Here is a 17,406-nt window from a genome sequence, read left to right on the forward strand (position 1 = left end):
ATCAGTTTTTAAAGGGCATCCCAAACTGTTTCAGGAGTTCCTTGCCCTCTTTGTCGGTCTTGGCCGTGGTAACAATGGACACATTCAGGCCCTTGATACTGTCGGTTTGGTCAAAATCGATTTCAGGGAAAATGATGTGCTCCTTAATGCCAAGGCTGTAGTTTCCATGACCGTCAAAGGCCTTACCCGAAATCCCCCTGAAATCCCTAACACGGGGAAGGGTTATGTTGATGAGCTTCAAGAGGAAATCATACATCTTTTCCCGCCTGAGGGTTACCATACAACCGATGGGCATTCCTTCACGCAGCTTAAATGCGGCAATGGATTTTTTTGCCTTGGTAATGACCGGTCGCTGGCCGGCAATCAGAGCAAGGTCCTCAACAGCAGAGTCCAGCAACTTTACATTATTAATGGCCTCACCCAATCCGATATTAAGCACAATCTTATCGAGCTTGGGCACCTCCATGGGGTTCTTATAACCAAAGGTTTCCTTGAGGCCGGGTACTATTTCTTTTTCATACATCTCTTTAAGCGTTGTCATTTCGCTCCTCCGGGTATCCTAGGCATCAATCTGCTCGTTACAGCTCTTGCAGATTCTCACCTTTTTCCCGTCCTCCAGCTGCTTGATTCCGACTCTCACCGGTTTGATGCAGCTGTTGCACATGATCATGAGATTCGAACAGTCCACAGGCATGGGTTTATCCACAATACCACCCTGGGGATTTGCTTGAGTCGGCCTTTGATGAATTTTTGCCACATTGATATTTTCCACAACGGCTCGGTTTTTCTTTCTGAGCACCTTGAGGACCTTACCGATCTTTCCCTTGTCCTTACCGGTAAGTACCTTTACTTTATCTTCTTTTTTAATTTTTAACTTGAAATTTTCCATAGGTTTCTCCAAAAACCGAGCAGTTAAAGCACCTCGGGAGCAAGGGAGATGATCTTCATGAACCGCTTGGCACGAAGTTCCCTGGCTACGGGTCCGAATATTCGGGTTCCAATGGGCTCGTTGGAAGCATTGATGATAACGGCAGAATTGTCGTCAAATCGAATCATGGAACCATCAGGTCTTGAAACCTCTTTCTTGGTTCTCACAATCACGGCCTTGACCACATCGCCCTTTTTCACCTTGGCATTGGGTATCGCCTCTTTAACAGAGACGACAATTACGTCACCAATACCAGCATAACGCCGCTTTGAGCCGCCAAGCACCTTGATGCAATAGAGCTCCTTGGCACCGGAGTTGTCTGCTACAGTTAGTCTTGTCTCGGTCTGAATCATTTTTCAACTCCTCTCAAATCAAACTGCCTTTTTGACAATCTCACTGACGCGAAATCTCTTGGTTTTGCTCAAAGGTCTTGACTCGGTTATCTTGACCATGTCGCCGATCTGGCACAGCTGGGTTTCGTCATGGGCTGCATATTTTTTATGGCTCGTGATATACTTTTTGTATACCCTATGCTGAACAAGACGTTCCACCTCTACGACGACGGACTTATCCATTTTATTTGATACAACAGTACCTAAAAGTACTCTTTTTCTTCCTCTTTCATTCATGGCAGCAACTTTTCTCAAATTAGCTAATGTTTAAATTCATTTCCCGGCAGACGGTCATCAGTCTTGCAATATCCTTACGGATGGATGGGAGAATGGCTGTATTTTCGAGCTGACCAACACCATGCTGAAAGCGCAGATTAAAGAACTCTTTTTTCAGCTCAGTCAGTTTCCCAGTAATTTCCTGGGCACTCATCTCTCTTATCTCAGATATCTTCATTGGCCTAGCTCCTTTCCACAAATCTGGTTTTTACGGAAAGTTTATGGGCCGCAAGACGGAGAGCCTCTTTGGCAAGCTCCCGGGGAACCCCTTCCATTTCATAAAGGATTCTGCCGGGCCTGATTGCCGCAACCCATGCATCCGTTGGACCTTTACCCTTACCCATCCTGACTTCAGCAGGTTTTTTGGTAACCGGTTTGTCCGGAAAAAACCGGATCCAGGTCTTTCCTGTTCTCTTGATCTTACGGGTCAGGGCAATACGAGCAGCTTCTATCTGACGTGCATTTATATATCCGCATTCGGTAGCCTGGAGCCCGAAATCACCAAATGTGAGATCAGTACCTCCAGTGGGTTTACCCTTAAGGCGACCCCTCATCCGTTTACGGTATTTCATTTTTTTAGGACTCAGCATTTATTCATCTCCTAACTGACTCATTTACGCTTTTACGTTTCGATCCGCCTTCAAGACTTCACCCTTGAAGATAAAGGTCTTGATACCGATGGCGCCATAAGTGGTCTTTGCTTCGGTAAAACCGTAATCCACATCTGCCCTCAGGGTGTGAAGGGGAATTCGGCCTTCTTTGTACCACTCGGTTCTGGCCATCTCTGCACCACCCAGACGTCCGGAACAGATGATCTTGATGCCCTGGGCTCCAAAACGCATGGCAGAAGAGACGCTTCTCTTCATGGCCCGCCTAAAAGCGATTCTTCGTTCAAGCTGGGCGGAAATGTTCTCAGCAACAAGCTGGGCATCAATTTCAGGACGACGGATTTCCTGGATATCGATGAGCACCTCAGGGGTGATCATTTGCTCGATCTCTTTTTTAAGAAGAGCGATCTCACTCCCCTTTTTACCGATAATGATTCCAGGCCTTGCAGCAAACACCCTGATCCTGATCCGTTTTGTGAAACGCTCAATTTCTATCTTTGAAATACCGGCATGGAAAAGTTTCTTCTTGAGAAACGCCCTGAGCTTGTAGTCTTCAAAAACAAAATCAGCGTAGTTTTTATCTGCGTACCACCTGGAATCCCAGGTTTTAACGATGTTTAATCTTAATCCGATTGGATTTACTTTCTGGCCCAAGCCTTCGCCCTCCCTTTATTAGACCGTTGCATCGACAATGACAGTAAGGTGACTGGATCTTTTCAGAATCCGTGCGCCTCTGCCCCTGGCCCTGGCCCTGAAACGTTTGAGCGTCGGACCCTGGTCAACAATAATGTTCTTCACCCTGAGATCGTCAACATCCATCTCATGGTTGTGCTCAGCATTGGCAACGGCAGAGCTGAGGGCTTTTGCTATGATTTCTGCGGCCTTTAAGGGCATGAACTTTAACAGGTTCAATGCGTCTTCAACCTTTTGTCCTTTGATGACATCCACCGGGCCACGTAACTTCTGCGGGGATATACGAACATATTTTGTAACTGATTTAACTTCCATCTCAATATCCTTTAGCTTTTAAACCCGCCGGGTTATCTCATCTTGGCTTTTTTGTCGCCAGCGTGCCCGTAGAAGGTACGGGTTGGGGAGAATTCTCCGAGTTTATGGCCCACCATGTTTTCAGTTACAAAAACCGGGACAAATTTTTTGCCATTGTGCACAGCAAGGGTAAGGCCAACCATATCCGGAAATATGGTGGATCTCCTTGACCAGGTCTTGATGACCTTTTTGCTTCTCGTTTCCTGTGCAACCAGCACCTTATTTAAAAGCTCCTGGGCGATGTACGGGCCTTTTTTTAACGATCTTGGCATATCAGATCACCTATTATTTCCTTTTAGCTCTTCTTTTAATGATGTACTGATCGGATTTCTTGTTTGTCCGTGTTCTGTAACCCTTTGCAGGTGTTCCCCACGGGCTGCAAGGATGCCTGCCGCCTGAAGATCTACCCTCACCACCACCCATGGGATGATCCACGGGGTTCATTGCTACACCTCTGACTGACGGACGACGGCCAAGCCATCTTGCGCGACCGGCCTTTCCAAGCTTTAGATCGCCGTGCTTTTCATTACCAATCCGTCCAATGGTTGCCTTGCACTTAAGATGAATCATGCGAACTTCACCCGACGGTAACAACACCTGGGCGTATTTTCCCTCTTTAGCCATGAGCCGTGCAAAGGCTCCAGCACTTCTTACAACCTGGCCGCCCTTTTCTACCTTAAGTTCGATGTTGTGGATACGGGTTCCCAGGGGAATGTTCTCCAAAGGAAGGCAGTTACCCGGCTTGATATCGGCTTCAGGTCCTGTCTCGATAAGATCACCTACATTGATCTCCCTGGGTGCCAGGATATAACGTTTTTCACCGTCGGCATACACAAGAAGGGCAATACGTGCACTTCTGTTGGGATCATACTCTATGGATGAAACCTTGGCCGGAATTCCGTCCTTGTCACGCTTGAAATCGATAATACGATAGTGGCGTTTGGCTCCACCACCCTTGTGGCGACTGGTAATTCTACCGTTTACATTACGACCACCCGTCTTTTTAAGCCTTGAAAGAAGACCCTTTTCCGGCTGGGTCTTTGTAATCTCTTCAAAGGAATGGTATTCCTGAGCTCTTCTTCCGGGTGATGTCGGTTTTGTCTTTAATATTGACATGTTTACCTCTTTTTAAACACCTTCAAAAAAATCAATTCTCTGCCCAGGCATAAGCTTGACAATGGCTTTTTTCCAATTGCGCCTCTTTCCGACAATCCGGCCACGCTGTTTCACCTTGCCCTTAACCTGCATGGTTTTAACGGCCTGGACCCTGGTATTGAAAATTTTTTCAATTGCGTTTTTAATATCTACCCGGTTTGCGTCTCTTGCGACCTCAAAAGTGATCTGGTTGTCAGTCTCTTTTTGCAGATTGGTCTTCTCAGTATTGATGGGGCGTCTTATGATGTCATACTCTCTCATCGTGTAAACCTCCCCTCAATTTCTTTGATTGCTGATTCTATCAAAAGGAGATTGTCGTATTTAAGAATGTCATATACGTTCAAGCCTTCTGTTCGGATTACCTTCACATCCGGAATATTTCTGGCGGAAAGAACAAGATTTCTGTCGTCTCCGTCAATGACGATCAGGGTGTTTTTCAGGCCCAGATGATCAATAATAGAATCAAATTCCTTGGTCTTGATCGAATCCATAGCAAAGGTGTCGATCACCGAAAGTTCGTTGGCAGCAAGCTTTGAGCTCAATGCCATTTTAAGGGCCAATGCCCTTACTTTCTTAGGAATTGCGTATGCATAGGATCTTGGCGCAGGTCCAAAAATAACCCCGCCGCCCCTTCTAAGGGGTGATTTTACAGAACCCGAACGTGCGTTGCCGGTTCCCTTTTGCCTGTAAAGCTTTCTAGTGCTTCCAGATACCTCGGATCTGCCCTTGGACTTGGCAGTTCCGCTTCTCCGTCTAGCAAGCTGCATTCTAACCACATCATGCAGTACGCTCTTCTTTACAGGAATGCTGAATACCTCATCAGCGAGAAAGGCCTCAGAGACCTTTTCACCTGATCTGTTTAATACATCTACAGCAGCCATATCCTTCCTCATCAAACTTTAGCGACCGTGCTTCACTGCGATAATCATTGCAATACCCACGGCCGCATTTAAGAACCGTATTGAACCCCCAAGGGGAACCAATACAAACTTGTCTACCGGATTGAACCTGAACAACTGCCCTGTCCGGCTTAGCACTTGCCTGTGAATTTTATGGTGTCACAGGTCTTTTTGCCGTTCAGCTATACGGCCTTACGAATCTCAAGAAGTCCGGTTTTCCAGCCGGGTACGGGTCCTTTGATCATTACTAAATTTTCATCAGGTCTGATGTCAATGATCTCAAGATTTTTGACGGTCTTTCTGTCAACACCCATGTGACCGGGCATTCTTCTACCCTTCACAACCCTTGCAGGCCATGCAGAACAACCAATTGAACCTGGTTTTCGATGATTCCTGCAACCGTGGGTCTCTGGTCCCCGTGAGAAACCGTGGCGCTTGATGGTTCCGGCAAATCCACGACCCTTTGAGGTCCCCGACACATTGACCTTGTCGCCAATGGCAAAGCCATCAAGACCAATGTTCTGGCCGACTTCAAACTCGTCAGTGTTTTCAACCCTGAACTCGCGGACAACGTTGAACCCGGTTGAACCACTCTTGGAAAAATGGCCGACCTTGGGTTTATTGCATTTTGCCAGGGCCCGCTCGTCAAATCCGAGCTGAAGGGCGTTGTAACCGTCAGTCTTCTCAGCCTTAACCTGGGTAACCACACAGGGGCCGAACCTTACGACGGTTACAGGGACAAGCGTTCCGTCTGCGGCAAAGATGCTTGTCATGCCGATTTTTTTACCTAACATTCCTTTAAACATGATAACTTCCTGCTCTCTTCGCTATAGTTTTATCTCAACATCAACACCTGGTGAAAGATCAAGCTTCATAAGAGCATCGACGGTCTGCTGGGTGGGTTCCAGAATATCCATCAGACGTTTATGGGTTCTGATCTCAAACTGCTCACGTGATTTTTTATTCACATGGGGGGATCGCAGAACACAAAACTTGTTGATCCGTGTGGGCAGTGGAATCGGCCCCACAACCTTTGCACCCGTCTTCCTGGCAGTGTCAACAATATCAATGGACGACTGGTCAAGGAGTTTGTGATCGTATGCTTTTAGTCTGATCCTGATTTTGGTCTTTATCATATCAATCTCGTTCTCTTACCTATTGGATTATTTCACCGACAACACCGGCACCGACGGTACGTCCGCCTTCTCTGATTGCAAACCTGAGCTCTTTTTCCATTGCAATGGGAGCAATCAATTCTGCTTCGATGGTCGCATTATCACCAGGCATAATCATTTCGACACCTTCAGGCAACGTAAGGATACCTGTAACGTCTGTTGTCCTGAAAAAGAACTGGGGTCTGTATCCGCTGAAGAAAGGAGTGTGGCGCCCGCCTTCTTCCTTGCTCAGGCAGTAAATCTCAGCCTTAAACTTGGTATGGGGGGTGATGGTTCCGGGCTTTGCAACAACCTGGCCCCTTTCAACGGCATCACGTTTAGTACCACGAAGCAACAGACCTACATTGTCGCCTGCCCTTCCCTCGTCCAGAAGTTTCCTGAACATCTCAACACCGGTGCAGATGGTTTTGGTGGTCTCACGGATACCCACAAGTTCAACCTCTTCACCTGTTTTGATGACACCACGGTCGATTCTGCCGGTAACAACGGTTCCACGTCCTGAGATCGAGAAAACATCCTCGATGGGCATGAGGAAATCCTTGTCCGTGTCACGTACAGGCTCTGGGACATACTCATCAAGAACCTTCAAAAGCTCATGAATACAAGCTGCTGCAGGGTCATCCGAAGTATCTGCCTCAAGTGCCTTGAGGGCGGAACCACGTATAATCGGTGTGTCATCTCCGGGGAACTCATATTTAGTCAAAAGTTCCTGGAGCTCCATCTCTACAAGCTCAAGGAGTTCCTCATCGTCAACCATATCACATTTGTTCAAGAACACGACGATGCTTGGCACACCAACCTGACGGGCAAGCAGGATGTGCTCACGGGTCTGGGGCATGGGACCATCATCGGCTGAAACAACGAGGATAGCGCCGTCCATCTGAGCCGCACCAGTGATCATATTTTTGATATAATCGGCATGGCCAGGGCAGTCCACATGGGCGTAGTGACGATTGGCTGTCTCATACTCAACATGGGCTGTGGAAATGGTGATACCCCTTTCTCTTTCTTCAGGGGCCTTGTCAATCTCGTCAAAGGCGATATACTTGCCATGACCGAGAAGGGCTGCATGCTTTGTGATTGCAGCAGTAAGTGTGGTTTTACCATGATCAATGTGACCAATGGTTCCAATGTTAACGTGGGGCTTATTCCGCTCAAATTTTTCTTTAGCCATCTTAAAATCTCCCTCCCTGACATATCAACAGGACGTTCTTTTTTTGCTGTTTTACCAACGAAAGTGGGCAAAAGCCTTGTTCGCCTCTGCCATCTTGTGTGTATCCTCTTTTTTCTTGACCGCGCCGCCCCGTTCATTGTAGGCGTCCAGGAGCTCGGCTGCGAGTTTGTTGGACAGCCCTTTTTCAGAGCGACTCCGACTGAAACGAAGCAGCCATCTGAAGGCAAGGGCAGTCTGCCTTGAGGATTTTATTTCAGTCGGCACCTGGTAAGTTGACCCACCGACTCTTCTGGATTTAACCTCGACCGAAGGCCGAATGTTACCGATGGCCTTTTCAAAGACCTTAAGGGATGACTCACCGAGCTTTTCTTCGACAAGCTCCATTGCATCTTTAAACACCTTTTCTGCAACACTTTTCTTGCCGTCCCTCATGATGCAGTTGACGAACTTCACCGAGATGTGTTCATCCTTACTTATGGCATTTTTCAAATGCCCTGATACTATTTTTTTTCTTGCCATGTATCCACCAATTCCTAATCGTGATTCAAAAATATCCAGGCAGCGTCACGTGCCGGTCTTTTTGATTATTTGGGCCGTTTAGCTCCATACTTGGACCTTCCCTGTTTTCTATCTTCAACGCCAAGGGTATCCAGGGTGCCCCTCACAATGTGATACCGGACACCGGGAAGATCCTTTACCCTACCGCCCCTGACAAGGACGACCGAATGCTCCTGAAGATTATGACCCATTCCGGGGATATATGCTGCAACTTCCATTCCCGTTGTCAACCTTACCCTTGCAACCTTACGAAGGGCCGAGTTGGGCTTTTTGGGTGTGGATGTATAGACCCTTGTACAAACGCCGCGTTTCTGCGGGCCGCCCTTAAGAGCAGGCGTACTCTGTTTCTTTTCGGCCTTTTTTCTACCTTTTCTAACCAGCTGATTAATGGTCGGCATACCGTAATAACACTCCTTATCGAATATTTTCGAATCTTCCTGTACGACAAAATGTAAGATTATTATACATAAGCATTGATTTTGTCAAGGTTTTTGTTTATGCGGATCTCGAAACACTAGACCGCAGCCGGTGAAGCTGTCTCAATTGCAAGGTCCTTATAGGCCACATAGCCCGTTCCTGCTGGGACCAACCGCCCCATGACCACATTTTCCTTTAATCCCTTGAGATCATCCAGACGACCCTGCATGCTCGCTTCTGTGAGGACCTTTGTCGTCTCCTGGAATGAAGCGGCCGAGATAAAGCTGTCCGTTGCAAGGGATGCCTTGGTGATTCCAAGGATGAGGGGCTCTCCCCTTGCTGGTTCACCACCCTTTTGCACAACCGCTCTGTTGGCTGCGGCAAACCGTGCCCGGTCCACCTGCTCGTCCGGGATGAAATCAGTATCCCCGACATCGATCACCTTTACCCTGCGCATCATCTGGCCAATGACCACCTCGATGTGCTTGTCGTTGATCCTTACGCCCTGGAGTCGGTAAACCTCCTGAACCTCATCTACAAGATAGCGGGCCAGGGCGACCTCACCCTTAATATTCAAGATGTCCTGGGGATTTGCACTGCCCCCGATCAGGGGCTCACCCGCTTTGACATAGTCGCCGTCATAGACGGTCACATGGCGACCCTTGGGGATGAGATACTCCCTTTTTTCACCCACATCTGTGGGCATAACCGTTACCTTCTGTTTTCCCTTGGTACCCTTGGACACGGTCACATACCCGTCAATCTCGGTCAAAACCGTGGGTTCCTTGGGTTTTCGAACCTCAAAAAGCTCTGCAACCCTGGGCAGACCACCGGTAATATCCTTGGTCTTAGATGTGGCCCTGGGAAGCTTTGCAATGATGTCACCAGCCATGACCTGATCGTCCTCGTCCACCATGAGAATGGCGTTGACCGGTAGAAAATAACGGGCAACCGCACCACTACCTGGCGATTTAACACCTTTACCTTCCTGATCCCTGAAGGTGATCCTGGGTCGAACATCTGCAACCTTGCTTTCGATAATGGTCCGGCTCACCTTACCCGTTACCTGGTCGATCTTCTCCTGGACCGTTGCTCCGGCTTCGATGTCGGCATACCTGACCCGGCCGCTCACCTCGGTGATGATGGGAGTGGTGAAGGGATCCCATTCAGCAATCCTGTCTCCTACTTCAACCTCCTGGCCCTCTCGTACAAGCAGGGTGGCACCATAAATGATATCATCGTGGGCCCGCTCCCTTCCCTCAGGGCCGACAATGGAGAATCCGCCGCCCTTACGGTTCATGACAATCTGCTTGTCCTCTGCGGTGGTAACAATCTGAATGTTTTCGTTCAGATTGATGGTTCCCGCAACCCTTGCCTTGATCTCAGCAACCTCGACCTTTCTGCTGGCCGTACCACCGATATGAAAGGTCCTCATGGTGAGCTGGGTACCCGGCTCTCCAATGGACTGAGCAGCCATGATACCTACAGCCTGGCCGATATCCACGGTCTTTCCATAGGCAAGATCCCGACCGTAGCAACGGGCGCACACTCCGGTTTTAGCCTTGCAGGTTAGAACGCTTCTGATCTTGACGCTGGTGACACCTGCAGCCTCAATCTTTTCAACCATGGCCTCGTCGAGTTCAACGTTTCTCTCAACAATGATCTCATCCTTGTAAAGATCACGTACATCCTCCTGGGTGACCCGGCCAAGGATACGTTCTCCAAGACTCTGGATCACTTCCCCCCCCTCAAGCAGGGATTCAACCTCCACACCCATGAGGGTACCGCAGTCGTCTTCGGACACGGTACAATCTTGTGCAACATCGGCAAGTCTTCGGGTAAGATACCCAGAGTTCGCCGTTTTAAGGGCCGTATCTGCGAGACCCTTTCTGGCACCATGGGTGGAAATGAAGTACTGAAGGACAGTAAGCCCTTCACGGAAGCAGGCCGTGATGGGGTTCTCAATAATTTCACCCGAGGGTTTAGCCATAAGCCCCCTCATGCCGGCCAGCTGACGCATCTGATCCTTACTTCCCCTGGCACCCGAATCGGCCATCATATAAACGGCGTTGAGGATATCCCCCTTAGGCCCCTGATAGCTCTTGGCACTTGCCGGGTTTTTCATCACTTCCATCATGGCATCGGCAATGTCATCAGTGCTCTTTGCCCAGATATCAACCACCTTGTTGTACTTTTCCCCCTGGGTAATGAGACCCTCGGAATACTGCTCCTTGATGTCGATCACACTCTTTTCAGCATCATGGATGATATCCCATTTATTGTCAGGAATGATCATGTCATCGATGCAGATGGAAAGCCCGCCAAGGGTCGAGTGTTTGTATCCGATGTCCTTGAGCCTGTCAGCCAGAACCACGGTCTCTTTGATGCCGATATTCCGATAGGCATAATCCACAAGCTCCCTGACCGCTGATTTTGTCATGAGCCGGTTCACCAGGTGGAATGGAATCGTGGTCTCTCTCAGATCCACCCGAAAAATATTATAAAATCCACCAGATTCGATCACATCGGAAAACTGGCCCTTTCTCAAACCAAAGAGCTGCTCGGCCTTTATCTCGGAAACCTGGAATACGTTCTTAAACTCCTTGCGGGTAAGAACACCAGTAGCTCCCTGGGTGGCCTTGGTCTCTTCATCGGAAAAAAGCTCAGACACCTCGTCAAAGGTCCTTGCGCTCTTGAGCATCTGCAGGGCCTCAAGGGCCGTTTCTTTATCAGCCACCCGGATACGGCTCATGGAAAGCAGTGTATCACCAGGGATGATCTCCCAAAGCAAAATCCTGCCGCAGGTGGTCTTGTAGACCTTGCCGTCAATGCGGACATTAATTTTCGTGTTCAAATGGAGTTCGTTTGCGTCAAAGGCACACCGAACCTCTTCAATACCTGAAAAACGGCTACCCTCACCGGGAAGTCCTGGAACCTCCCGGGTCATGTAGTAAATACCCAGAACAATATCCTGGGTGGGAACAATCACCGGCTGACCATTGGCAGGTGACAAAATATTGTTGCTGGCCAGCATAAGTATCCTTGCCTCAAGTTGAGACTCAAGGGAAAGGGGCAGATGAACAGCCATCTGGTCACCGTCAAAATCGGCATTGAACGCGGGACAAACCAATGGATGAAGCTGGATAGCCTTTCCTTCGATTAGGATCGGCTCAAAGGCCTGAATACCGAGGCGATGGAGGGTGGGGGCACGGTTGAGCATGATGGGGTATTCCCTGACCACATGATCCAGGGCATCCCACACCTCGACCTCCTCCCTTTCAACCATTTTTTTGGCGCTCTTGACTGTGGAAACAAGCCCCTTCTGCTCAAGGTAGTTGTAGATGAACGGTTTAAACAGTTCCAGGGCCATCTTTTTGGGCAGTCCACACTGGTGAAGCCGCAAATCAGGCCCCACCGTAATAACCGTACGGCCTGAATAATCAACCCGCTTTCCAAGAAGGTTCTGTCGAAAACGCCCCTGTTTACCCTTGAGGGTATCACTCAGGGATTTTAAGGGGCGCTTGTTGGTTCCGGTGACCACCCTGCCGTGCCGGCCATTGTCAAACAGAACATCAACAGCCTCCTGGAGCATACGTTTTTCGTTCCTGACAATGATGTCAGGGGCGTTGAGGTCAACGAGTCGTTTGAGCCGATTGTTCCGGTTGATCACTCGTCTATAAAGATCGTTGAGATCACTTGTGGCAAAACGACCGCCCTCAAGGGGAACCAGGGGCCGAAGATCCGGCGGCAAAACAGGCAGAGCCGTCATGATCATCTTGGTGGGACTCTGGCCCGAAGTCCGGAAAGCATCAACCACCTTAAGCCGTTTTGCCATTTTCTGACGTTTGGCAACGGATTTGGTTGTCCCGATCTCTTCCCTGAGCTCCTGGTACACGGCCTCCAGATCAACCTGTTCCAGAAGCTGTAAAACTGCTTCAGCACCCATACCAGCCTCAAAGGAGCCAAAACCATACAGCTCAATGGCCTCGTGGTATTTTTCATCGGACAAAAGCTGAAGCTTGGCCAGTCCTGTCTCCTTTGGGTCAATGACCACGTAGGAGTCAAAGTAAAGAACCTTTTCAAGATTCTTCAGGGTAAGGTCCAGCATGTTTCCGATCTTACTCGGCAGGCTTTTTAAGAACCAGATGTGGGAAACAGGACAGGCAAGCTCAATATGGGCCATGCGTTCCCGCCGTACCTTGGACTGAATAACCTCAACACCGCATTTTTCACAAATAACCCCCCGGTGCTTCATGCGTTTATACTTGCCGCAGTTGCACTCATAATCCTTTGTGGGGCCAAATACCTTTGCACAGAAAAGCCCATCACGTTCAGGCTTGAATGTCCGGTAATTGATGGTTTCAGGTTTTTTTATTTCACCGTGGGACCACTCTCTTATCTGATCTGAAGAGGCAAGCGCTATCTGAACACCCGTATAAATTTTGGGATCTTTGGGCTTGGCAAAGAAGTCGTATATGGTTTCCAATATCTTCTCCTTATTTTTTCCCTTCTAAAAGGTTTATATCCAGACCCAGACTCTGGAGTTCTTTGGTAAGAACCCTGAAAGATTCAGGCATTCCAGGTTCAAGAACATTCTGTCCTTTGACGATCTTTTCATACATGCGTGTCCTTCCCGTCATATCATCTGATTTTACCGTAATAAACTCCTGAAGCGCATGGGCGGCGCCATAGGCTTCCATGGCCCAAACCTCCATCTCTCCAAGACGCTGACCACCGAACTGGGCCTTCCCGCCCAACGGCTGCTGGGTCACAAGGGAGTAGGGTCCGATCGACCGGGCATGAATCTTGTCATCGACAAGGTGATGGAGCTTGAGCATGTACATGATACCCACGGTAATGGGCTTGTCAAAGGGCTCACCCGTGCGACCGTCGTAGAGGGTCGACTGACCCGACGGATCAAGACCGGCATAGCTGATCAGCGACTTGATCTCGCTCTCGGCCGCACCATCAAAAACCGGCGTGGCCATGTGAACCCCGTTTTTATACATGGAGGCAAATTCAAGGAACTCGGTGTCATCCATATGGTCTATGGTATCAACGAATTGAATCTCTTCCTCGTTGGTCCGTTTGGCCATACTCTTTTCAACGGTGTAATGGGAGGAAAAATCATAATGTGTTTTATCCTTGTTTGCCCGTTCGCCCGTTTTTATAAGAGGAGTTGTGAAAATTCTCTTAATTCTGGCCCTCAGTTCGTCGGTCTTTTTCTCATAGATGAGATCATCGATCTGGCGACCAAGGCCCCTGGCAGCACACCCCAGGTGAATTTCAAGAATCTGCCCAACGTTCATCCTTGACGGCACACCAAGGGGATTGAGTACCATGTCGACGGTCCTGCCGTCTTCAAAGTAAGGTAAATCTGCCACAGGGAGAATCCTGGAGACTACGCCCTTGTTACCGTGGCGGCCTGCCATTTTATCCCCCACCGACAAAACACGTTTCATGGCAACGTTGATCTTGATCAGCTTGAGCACACCTGGAGGCAGATCATCGCCTTTTTCATACCGGGATGCCTGGTTGTTGAAGTTTTCCCTGGCTTTTTTGATCTGGGTCTCAGCCTTTTCAAGGATGACATGGGCCATTTCCGTAAGCGATGAGTCCTCAACAGTCAGGCCCATTAAATCGGTTAGAGAAATGCCCTCAAACAGGCCACGGGTTACCAGCGTTCCTGCCGGGACAACTACCTTTTTACCTTTTTTAACAACAGCCTGAAGCGCCTGACCTGCGAGGATGTCTTCAAGACGCTCCTGGATGGTCTCGGTGATGATACGCACTTCATCGTCCCGATCCTTTTCAAGCTTTTCAATCTCAAGATCTTCAATCAGTCTTGTGCGGTCATCCTTTGGAAGTCCCCTTCGGGAAAATACCTTGGCAGCGGTCACAACCCCCTCAACCCCGGGGGGTACTCTGAGGGAGGTATCTTTAACGTCACCTGCTTTTTCCCCAAAAATGGCGCGAAGCAGTTTTTCCTCGGGACTCAGCTGTGTTTCCCCCTTGGGCGTGATTTTGCCCACAAGGATGTCACCGGGCTTGACCTCGGCACCCAGGCGGATGATACCGCTGTCGTCGAGATCTTTTAATGCCTCTTCCCCGGCATTGGGAATATCACGGGTGATCTCCTCCTTGCCAAGCTTTGTGTCCCGGGCAACAACCTCAAATTCCTCCACATGAACTGAAGTGTATACCCCTTCCTTGACCAGTCGTTCACTTACAAGGATGGAATCCTCATAGTTGTATCCGCCCCAGGGCATGAAAGCCACAGTAACGTTCTTTCCAAGGGCAAGCTCACCCATTTCAGTTGAGGGACCATCGGCGATGACCTCGCCTTTTCTTACGGCGTCACCCTTTTTAACGATGGGTCGATGGTTAAAACAGGTATTCTGGTTGGATCGAACAAACTTGGAAGCCGTGTATATGGTCACGGTCCTGTCATCTGAACCTTTACCGTTTTCAGTATTTTTGACAACAATCCGTTTGGCATCCACATCAACAACAATACCATCGTGCTCAGCCACAATTGCCACACCTGAATCCCGGGCAACCACCCCTTCGATGCCAGTGCCCACAAGGGGGGCCTCGCTTCGAATCAGGGGAACCGCCTGACGCTGCATGTTAGAACCCATCAGTGCACGGTTTGCATCATCGTTCTCCAGAAAGGGAATCAACGAGGCGGAAACTGAAACCAGCTGGTTCGGAGAGACATCCATGAACTCAATGTCGTTTTTAGCAACCATCTCAAACTCTCCACCCACCCGTGAGGTGACAAGGTCGTTCATCAGATGACCTTGATCATCAAGCACAGCGTTTGCCTGGGCGATGGGATGTTCTTTTTCCTCAAATGCAGAAAGATGGGTAATCTGTTTTGAGACCACACCGTCTTTTGCAATCCTGTAAGGGGTTTCAATAAAACCAAAATCGTTGACCCTTGCGTAGGTACAAAGGGATACAATGAGCCCGATGTTGGGTCCCTCAGGAGTCTCAATTGGACAGATCCTGCCGTAATGGGATGGATGAACATCCCTGACTTCAAAGCCTGCACGTTCCCGTGTAAGGCCACCCGGTCCCAGGGCCGAAAGCCGTCGCTTATGGGTGGTCTCGGACAAGGGATTGGTCTGGTCCATGAACTGGGAGAGCTGACTTGTGCCGAAGAACTCCCTTACTACGGCTGAAACAGGTTTTGGATTGACAAGGTCGTGGGGCATCATGGCATCAACCTCTTGCATGCTCATGCGTTCCTTGATGGCCCGCTCCATCCTGACAAGCCCGATCCTGTACTGGTTTTCAAGAAGTTCACCAACCGCCCGGACACGCCGATTTCCGAGATGGTCGATGTCGTCCACGGCACCCTGGGTATCCTTGAGCTCCACAAGGGTGGCAGCTGTAAGCAGAATATCCTCCCTTCGAAGGGTTCTCACGTCAATGCCCGTTGACATGCCCAGCCGATGGTTCATCTTGAGACGGCCAACATTGGAAAGGTCGTAATAAGCCGGCTTGAAAAACAGATGATCGATAAAATCCTGGGCAACCTCGGGGGTGGCTGGATTTCCGGGCCTCAGCCTTCTGTAAATCTCGATCAGGGCCTCTGCACGGCTGGTAACCTTGTCCACGGCAAGGGTCTTGCGCATGGAGTCAGAACTGTAGGTGTCCACGTAAAGAATGCTGAACTCAGTGATCCCGGCATCAGCAATCTTCTCAAGTACCTCGGGGTCAATCAGTGAACCCGCCTTTGCAAGGATCTCCTCTGTTTCTGGATGGACAACGGAAGTGGCAAACCCCCTGCCGATGATGTCCTCCTCACTGATGGGTATGGACTTGAGACCGGCAACCTGGAGTTGCTTCAGGGCCCGGAGGGTAAACAACCGCCCCTTTTTAACAACTGCCTCACCGGTTTCAGGATCAAGGATATCAAAACTTGCCCGGTTCCTTTTGAGGTTATCGGGGTTGAACTCCTTGAACAGAATACCGTCTTTTTTTACAATTTGCTCCTTTTTATAAAAGAAGCTTAAGATGTCTTCATTGGTGTAACCAAATGCCTTAAAAAGGATGGTCACAGGAAATTTCCGACGTCGGTCGATGCGGATATTAACAATATCCTTGGGGTCGATCTCCATATCGATCCAGGATCCCCGGACAGGGATGATTCGAGCGGTATAGATAATCTTTCCGCTGGAATGACTCTTTCCCTTGTCATGGTCGAAAAACACACCTGAGGATCTGTGAAGCTGGCTGACAACAGCGCGTTCGGTACCGTTAATTATAAAAGTACCACGTTTCGTCATCAAAGGAATGGTTCCGAAATAAATTTCCTGCTCTTTGATGTCCCGAATGGAGGTAACCCCTGCATCCTTGTCCACATCATAAACAACGAGCCTTACGGTTATATTAACGGGAATTTCATAGGTCATCCCTCGACTGATGCACTCTTTCATGGAATGCTTTGTCTCTCCAAACGAATACGAGACATATTCAAGGGATGAGGTACCTGTGAAGTCTTTAATAGGAAGAACGGACTTGAATACAAGATGAATTCCGATATCTTCCCTTTCTTCAGGCGGTACATTTCTCTGGAGGAAACGTTCAAAAGAGGTGCGTTGCATCCCTATGAGATCAGGAATGTCGACGACCCTGCTCTTACTGCCAAATTCTTTTCGTATGCGCTTGCTTGCCAAAAGGCTCCCGGTCATGGTATCTCCAAATATGGCTTTATTATAACCGTGAAAGCGGAGACATGGCCGTATCGGCCGTGCCCCCGCGTCGAG

The 17,406-nt window shown here is 49.1% G+C and carries 19 protein-coding genes; all 19 read right to left on the minus strand.

Features of this window, described 5'->3' with window-relative positions; all coding sequences use genetic code 11:
- Position 1: 1 nt before the first annotated feature.
- A complete protein-coding gene (gene rplE / locus HRM2_RS17840; protein ID WP_015905429.1) occupies positions 2-541 on the minus strand; it encodes a 50S ribosomal protein L5 in 540 nt (179 codons plus the stop codon).
- Positions 542-559: 18 nt separating this feature from the next.
- Positions 560-889: a 50S ribosomal protein L24 gene (gene rplX, locus HRM2_RS17845; RefSeq protein ID WP_015905430.1), complete on the minus strand. Its 330-nt coding sequence runs from the start codon at positions 887-889 to the stop codon at positions 560-562.
- A gap of 23 nt (positions 890-912) precedes the next feature.
- A complete protein-coding gene (gene rplN / locus HRM2_RS17850; protein WP_015905431.1) occupies positions 913-1,281 on the minus strand; it encodes a 50S ribosomal protein L14 in 369 nt (122 codons plus the stop codon).
- An 18-nt stretch (positions 1,282-1,299) separates the two neighbouring features.
- Complete coding sequence (gene rpsQ, locus HRM2_RS17855) at positions 1,300-1,557, minus strand: 30S ribosomal protein S17 (RefSeq protein ID WP_015905432.1); 258 nt, start codon at positions 1,555-1,557, stop codon at positions 1,300-1,302.
- 19 nt (positions 1,558-1,576) lie between these two features.
- Complete coding sequence (gene rpmC, locus HRM2_RS17860; protein ID WP_015905433.1) at positions 1,577-1,774, minus strand: 50S ribosomal protein L29; 198 nt, start codon at positions 1,772-1,774, stop codon at positions 1,577-1,579.
- Positions 1,775-1,778: 4 nt separating this feature from the next.
- Entirely contained in the window at positions 1,779-2,186 is a 408-nt protein-coding gene (rplP, locus tag HRM2_RS17865) for a 50S ribosomal protein L16 (protein ID WP_015905434.1), read from the minus strand.
- A 24-nt stretch (positions 2,187-2,210) separates the two neighbouring features.
- Positions 2,211-2,858: a 30S ribosomal protein S3 gene (gene rpsC, locus HRM2_RS17870; protein ID WP_015905435.1), complete on the minus strand. Its 648-nt coding sequence runs from the start codon at positions 2,856-2,858 to the stop codon at positions 2,211-2,213.
- Between the two features lie 18 nt (positions 2,859-2,876).
- Positions 2,877-3,212, minus strand: a complete 336-nt coding sequence (gene rplV / locus HRM2_RS17875; RefSeq protein ID WP_015905436.1) for a 50S ribosomal protein L22 — start codon at positions 3,210-3,212, stop codon at positions 2,877-2,879.
- Positions 3,213-3,244: 32 nt separating this feature from the next.
- Positions 3,245-3,523 (minus strand): 30S ribosomal protein S19, encoded by a 279-nt coding sequence (gene rpsS, locus HRM2_RS17880; RefSeq protein ID WP_015905437.1) that lies wholly within the window; start codon positions 3,521-3,523, stop codon positions 3,245-3,247.
- A gap of 13 nt (positions 3,524-3,536) precedes the next feature.
- On the minus strand, positions 3,537-4,367 hold the full coding sequence (gene rplB / locus HRM2_RS17885) for a 50S ribosomal protein L2 (protein WP_015905438.1): 831 nt from the start codon (positions 4,365-4,367) through the stop codon (positions 3,537-3,539).
- A 12-nt stretch (positions 4,368-4,379) separates the two neighbouring features.
- Positions 4,380-4,667, minus strand: a complete 288-nt coding sequence (gene rplW / locus HRM2_RS17890; protein WP_015905439.1) for a 50S ribosomal protein L23 — start codon at positions 4,665-4,667, stop codon at positions 4,380-4,382.
- Positions 4,664-5,287 (minus strand): 50S ribosomal protein L4, encoded by a 624-nt coding sequence (rplD, locus tag HRM2_RS17895; RefSeq protein ID WP_015905440.1) that lies wholly within the window; start codon positions 5,285-5,287, stop codon positions 4,664-4,666. The genes rplW and rplD overlap by 4 nt, the downstream gene beginning before the upstream one ends.
- Positions 5,288-5,487: 200 nt before the next feature.
- On the minus strand, positions 5,488-6,111 hold the full coding sequence (gene rplC / locus HRM2_RS17900) for a 50S ribosomal protein L3 (protein WP_015905441.1): 624 nt from the start codon (positions 6,109-6,111) through the stop codon (positions 5,488-5,490).
- A 21-nt stretch (positions 6,112-6,132) separates the two neighbouring features.
- On the minus strand, positions 6,133-6,441 hold the full coding sequence (gene rpsJ, locus HRM2_RS17905) for a 30S ribosomal protein S10 (RefSeq protein WP_015905442.1): 309 nt from the start codon (positions 6,439-6,441) through the stop codon (positions 6,133-6,135).
- A 19-nt stretch (positions 6,442-6,460) separates the two neighbouring features.
- A complete protein-coding gene (gene tuf, locus HRM2_RS17910; RefSeq protein WP_041273359.1) occupies positions 6,461-7,654 on the minus strand; it encodes an elongation factor Tu in 1,194 nt (397 codons plus the stop codon).
- Positions 7,655-7,705: 51 nt separating this feature from the next.
- A complete protein-coding gene (gene rpsG / locus HRM2_RS17915) occupies positions 7,706-8,173 on the minus strand; it encodes a 30S ribosomal protein S7 (RefSeq protein WP_015905444.1) in 468 nt (155 codons plus the stop codon).
- 65 nt (positions 8,174-8,238) lie between these two features.
- Positions 8,239-8,610 (minus strand): 30S ribosomal protein S12, encoded by a 372-nt coding sequence (gene rpsL / locus HRM2_RS17920; RefSeq protein WP_015905445.1) that lies wholly within the window; start codon positions 8,608-8,610, stop codon positions 8,239-8,241.
- 116 nt (positions 8,611-8,726) lie between these two features.
- On the minus strand, positions 8,727-13,115 hold the full coding sequence (gene rpoC, locus HRM2_RS17925) for a DNA-directed RNA polymerase subunit beta' (RefSeq protein ID WP_041273360.1): 4,389 nt from the start codon (positions 13,113-13,115) through the stop codon (positions 8,727-8,729).
- A 10-nt stretch (positions 13,116-13,125) separates the two neighbouring features.
- Positions 13,126-17,331 (minus strand): DNA-directed RNA polymerase subunit beta, encoded by a 4,206-nt coding sequence (rpoB, locus tag HRM2_RS17930; RefSeq protein ID WP_015905447.1) that lies wholly within the window; start codon positions 17,329-17,331, stop codon positions 13,126-13,128.
- Between the last annotated feature and the right edge of the window lie 75 nt (positions 17,332-17,406).

Origin of the sequence: Desulforapulum autotrophicum HRM2 (assembly GCF_000020365.1) — a bacterium.
Taxonomy (GTDB): Bacteria; Desulfobacterota; Desulfobacteria; order Desulfobacterales; family Desulfobacteraceae; genus Desulforapulum; species Desulforapulum autotrophicum.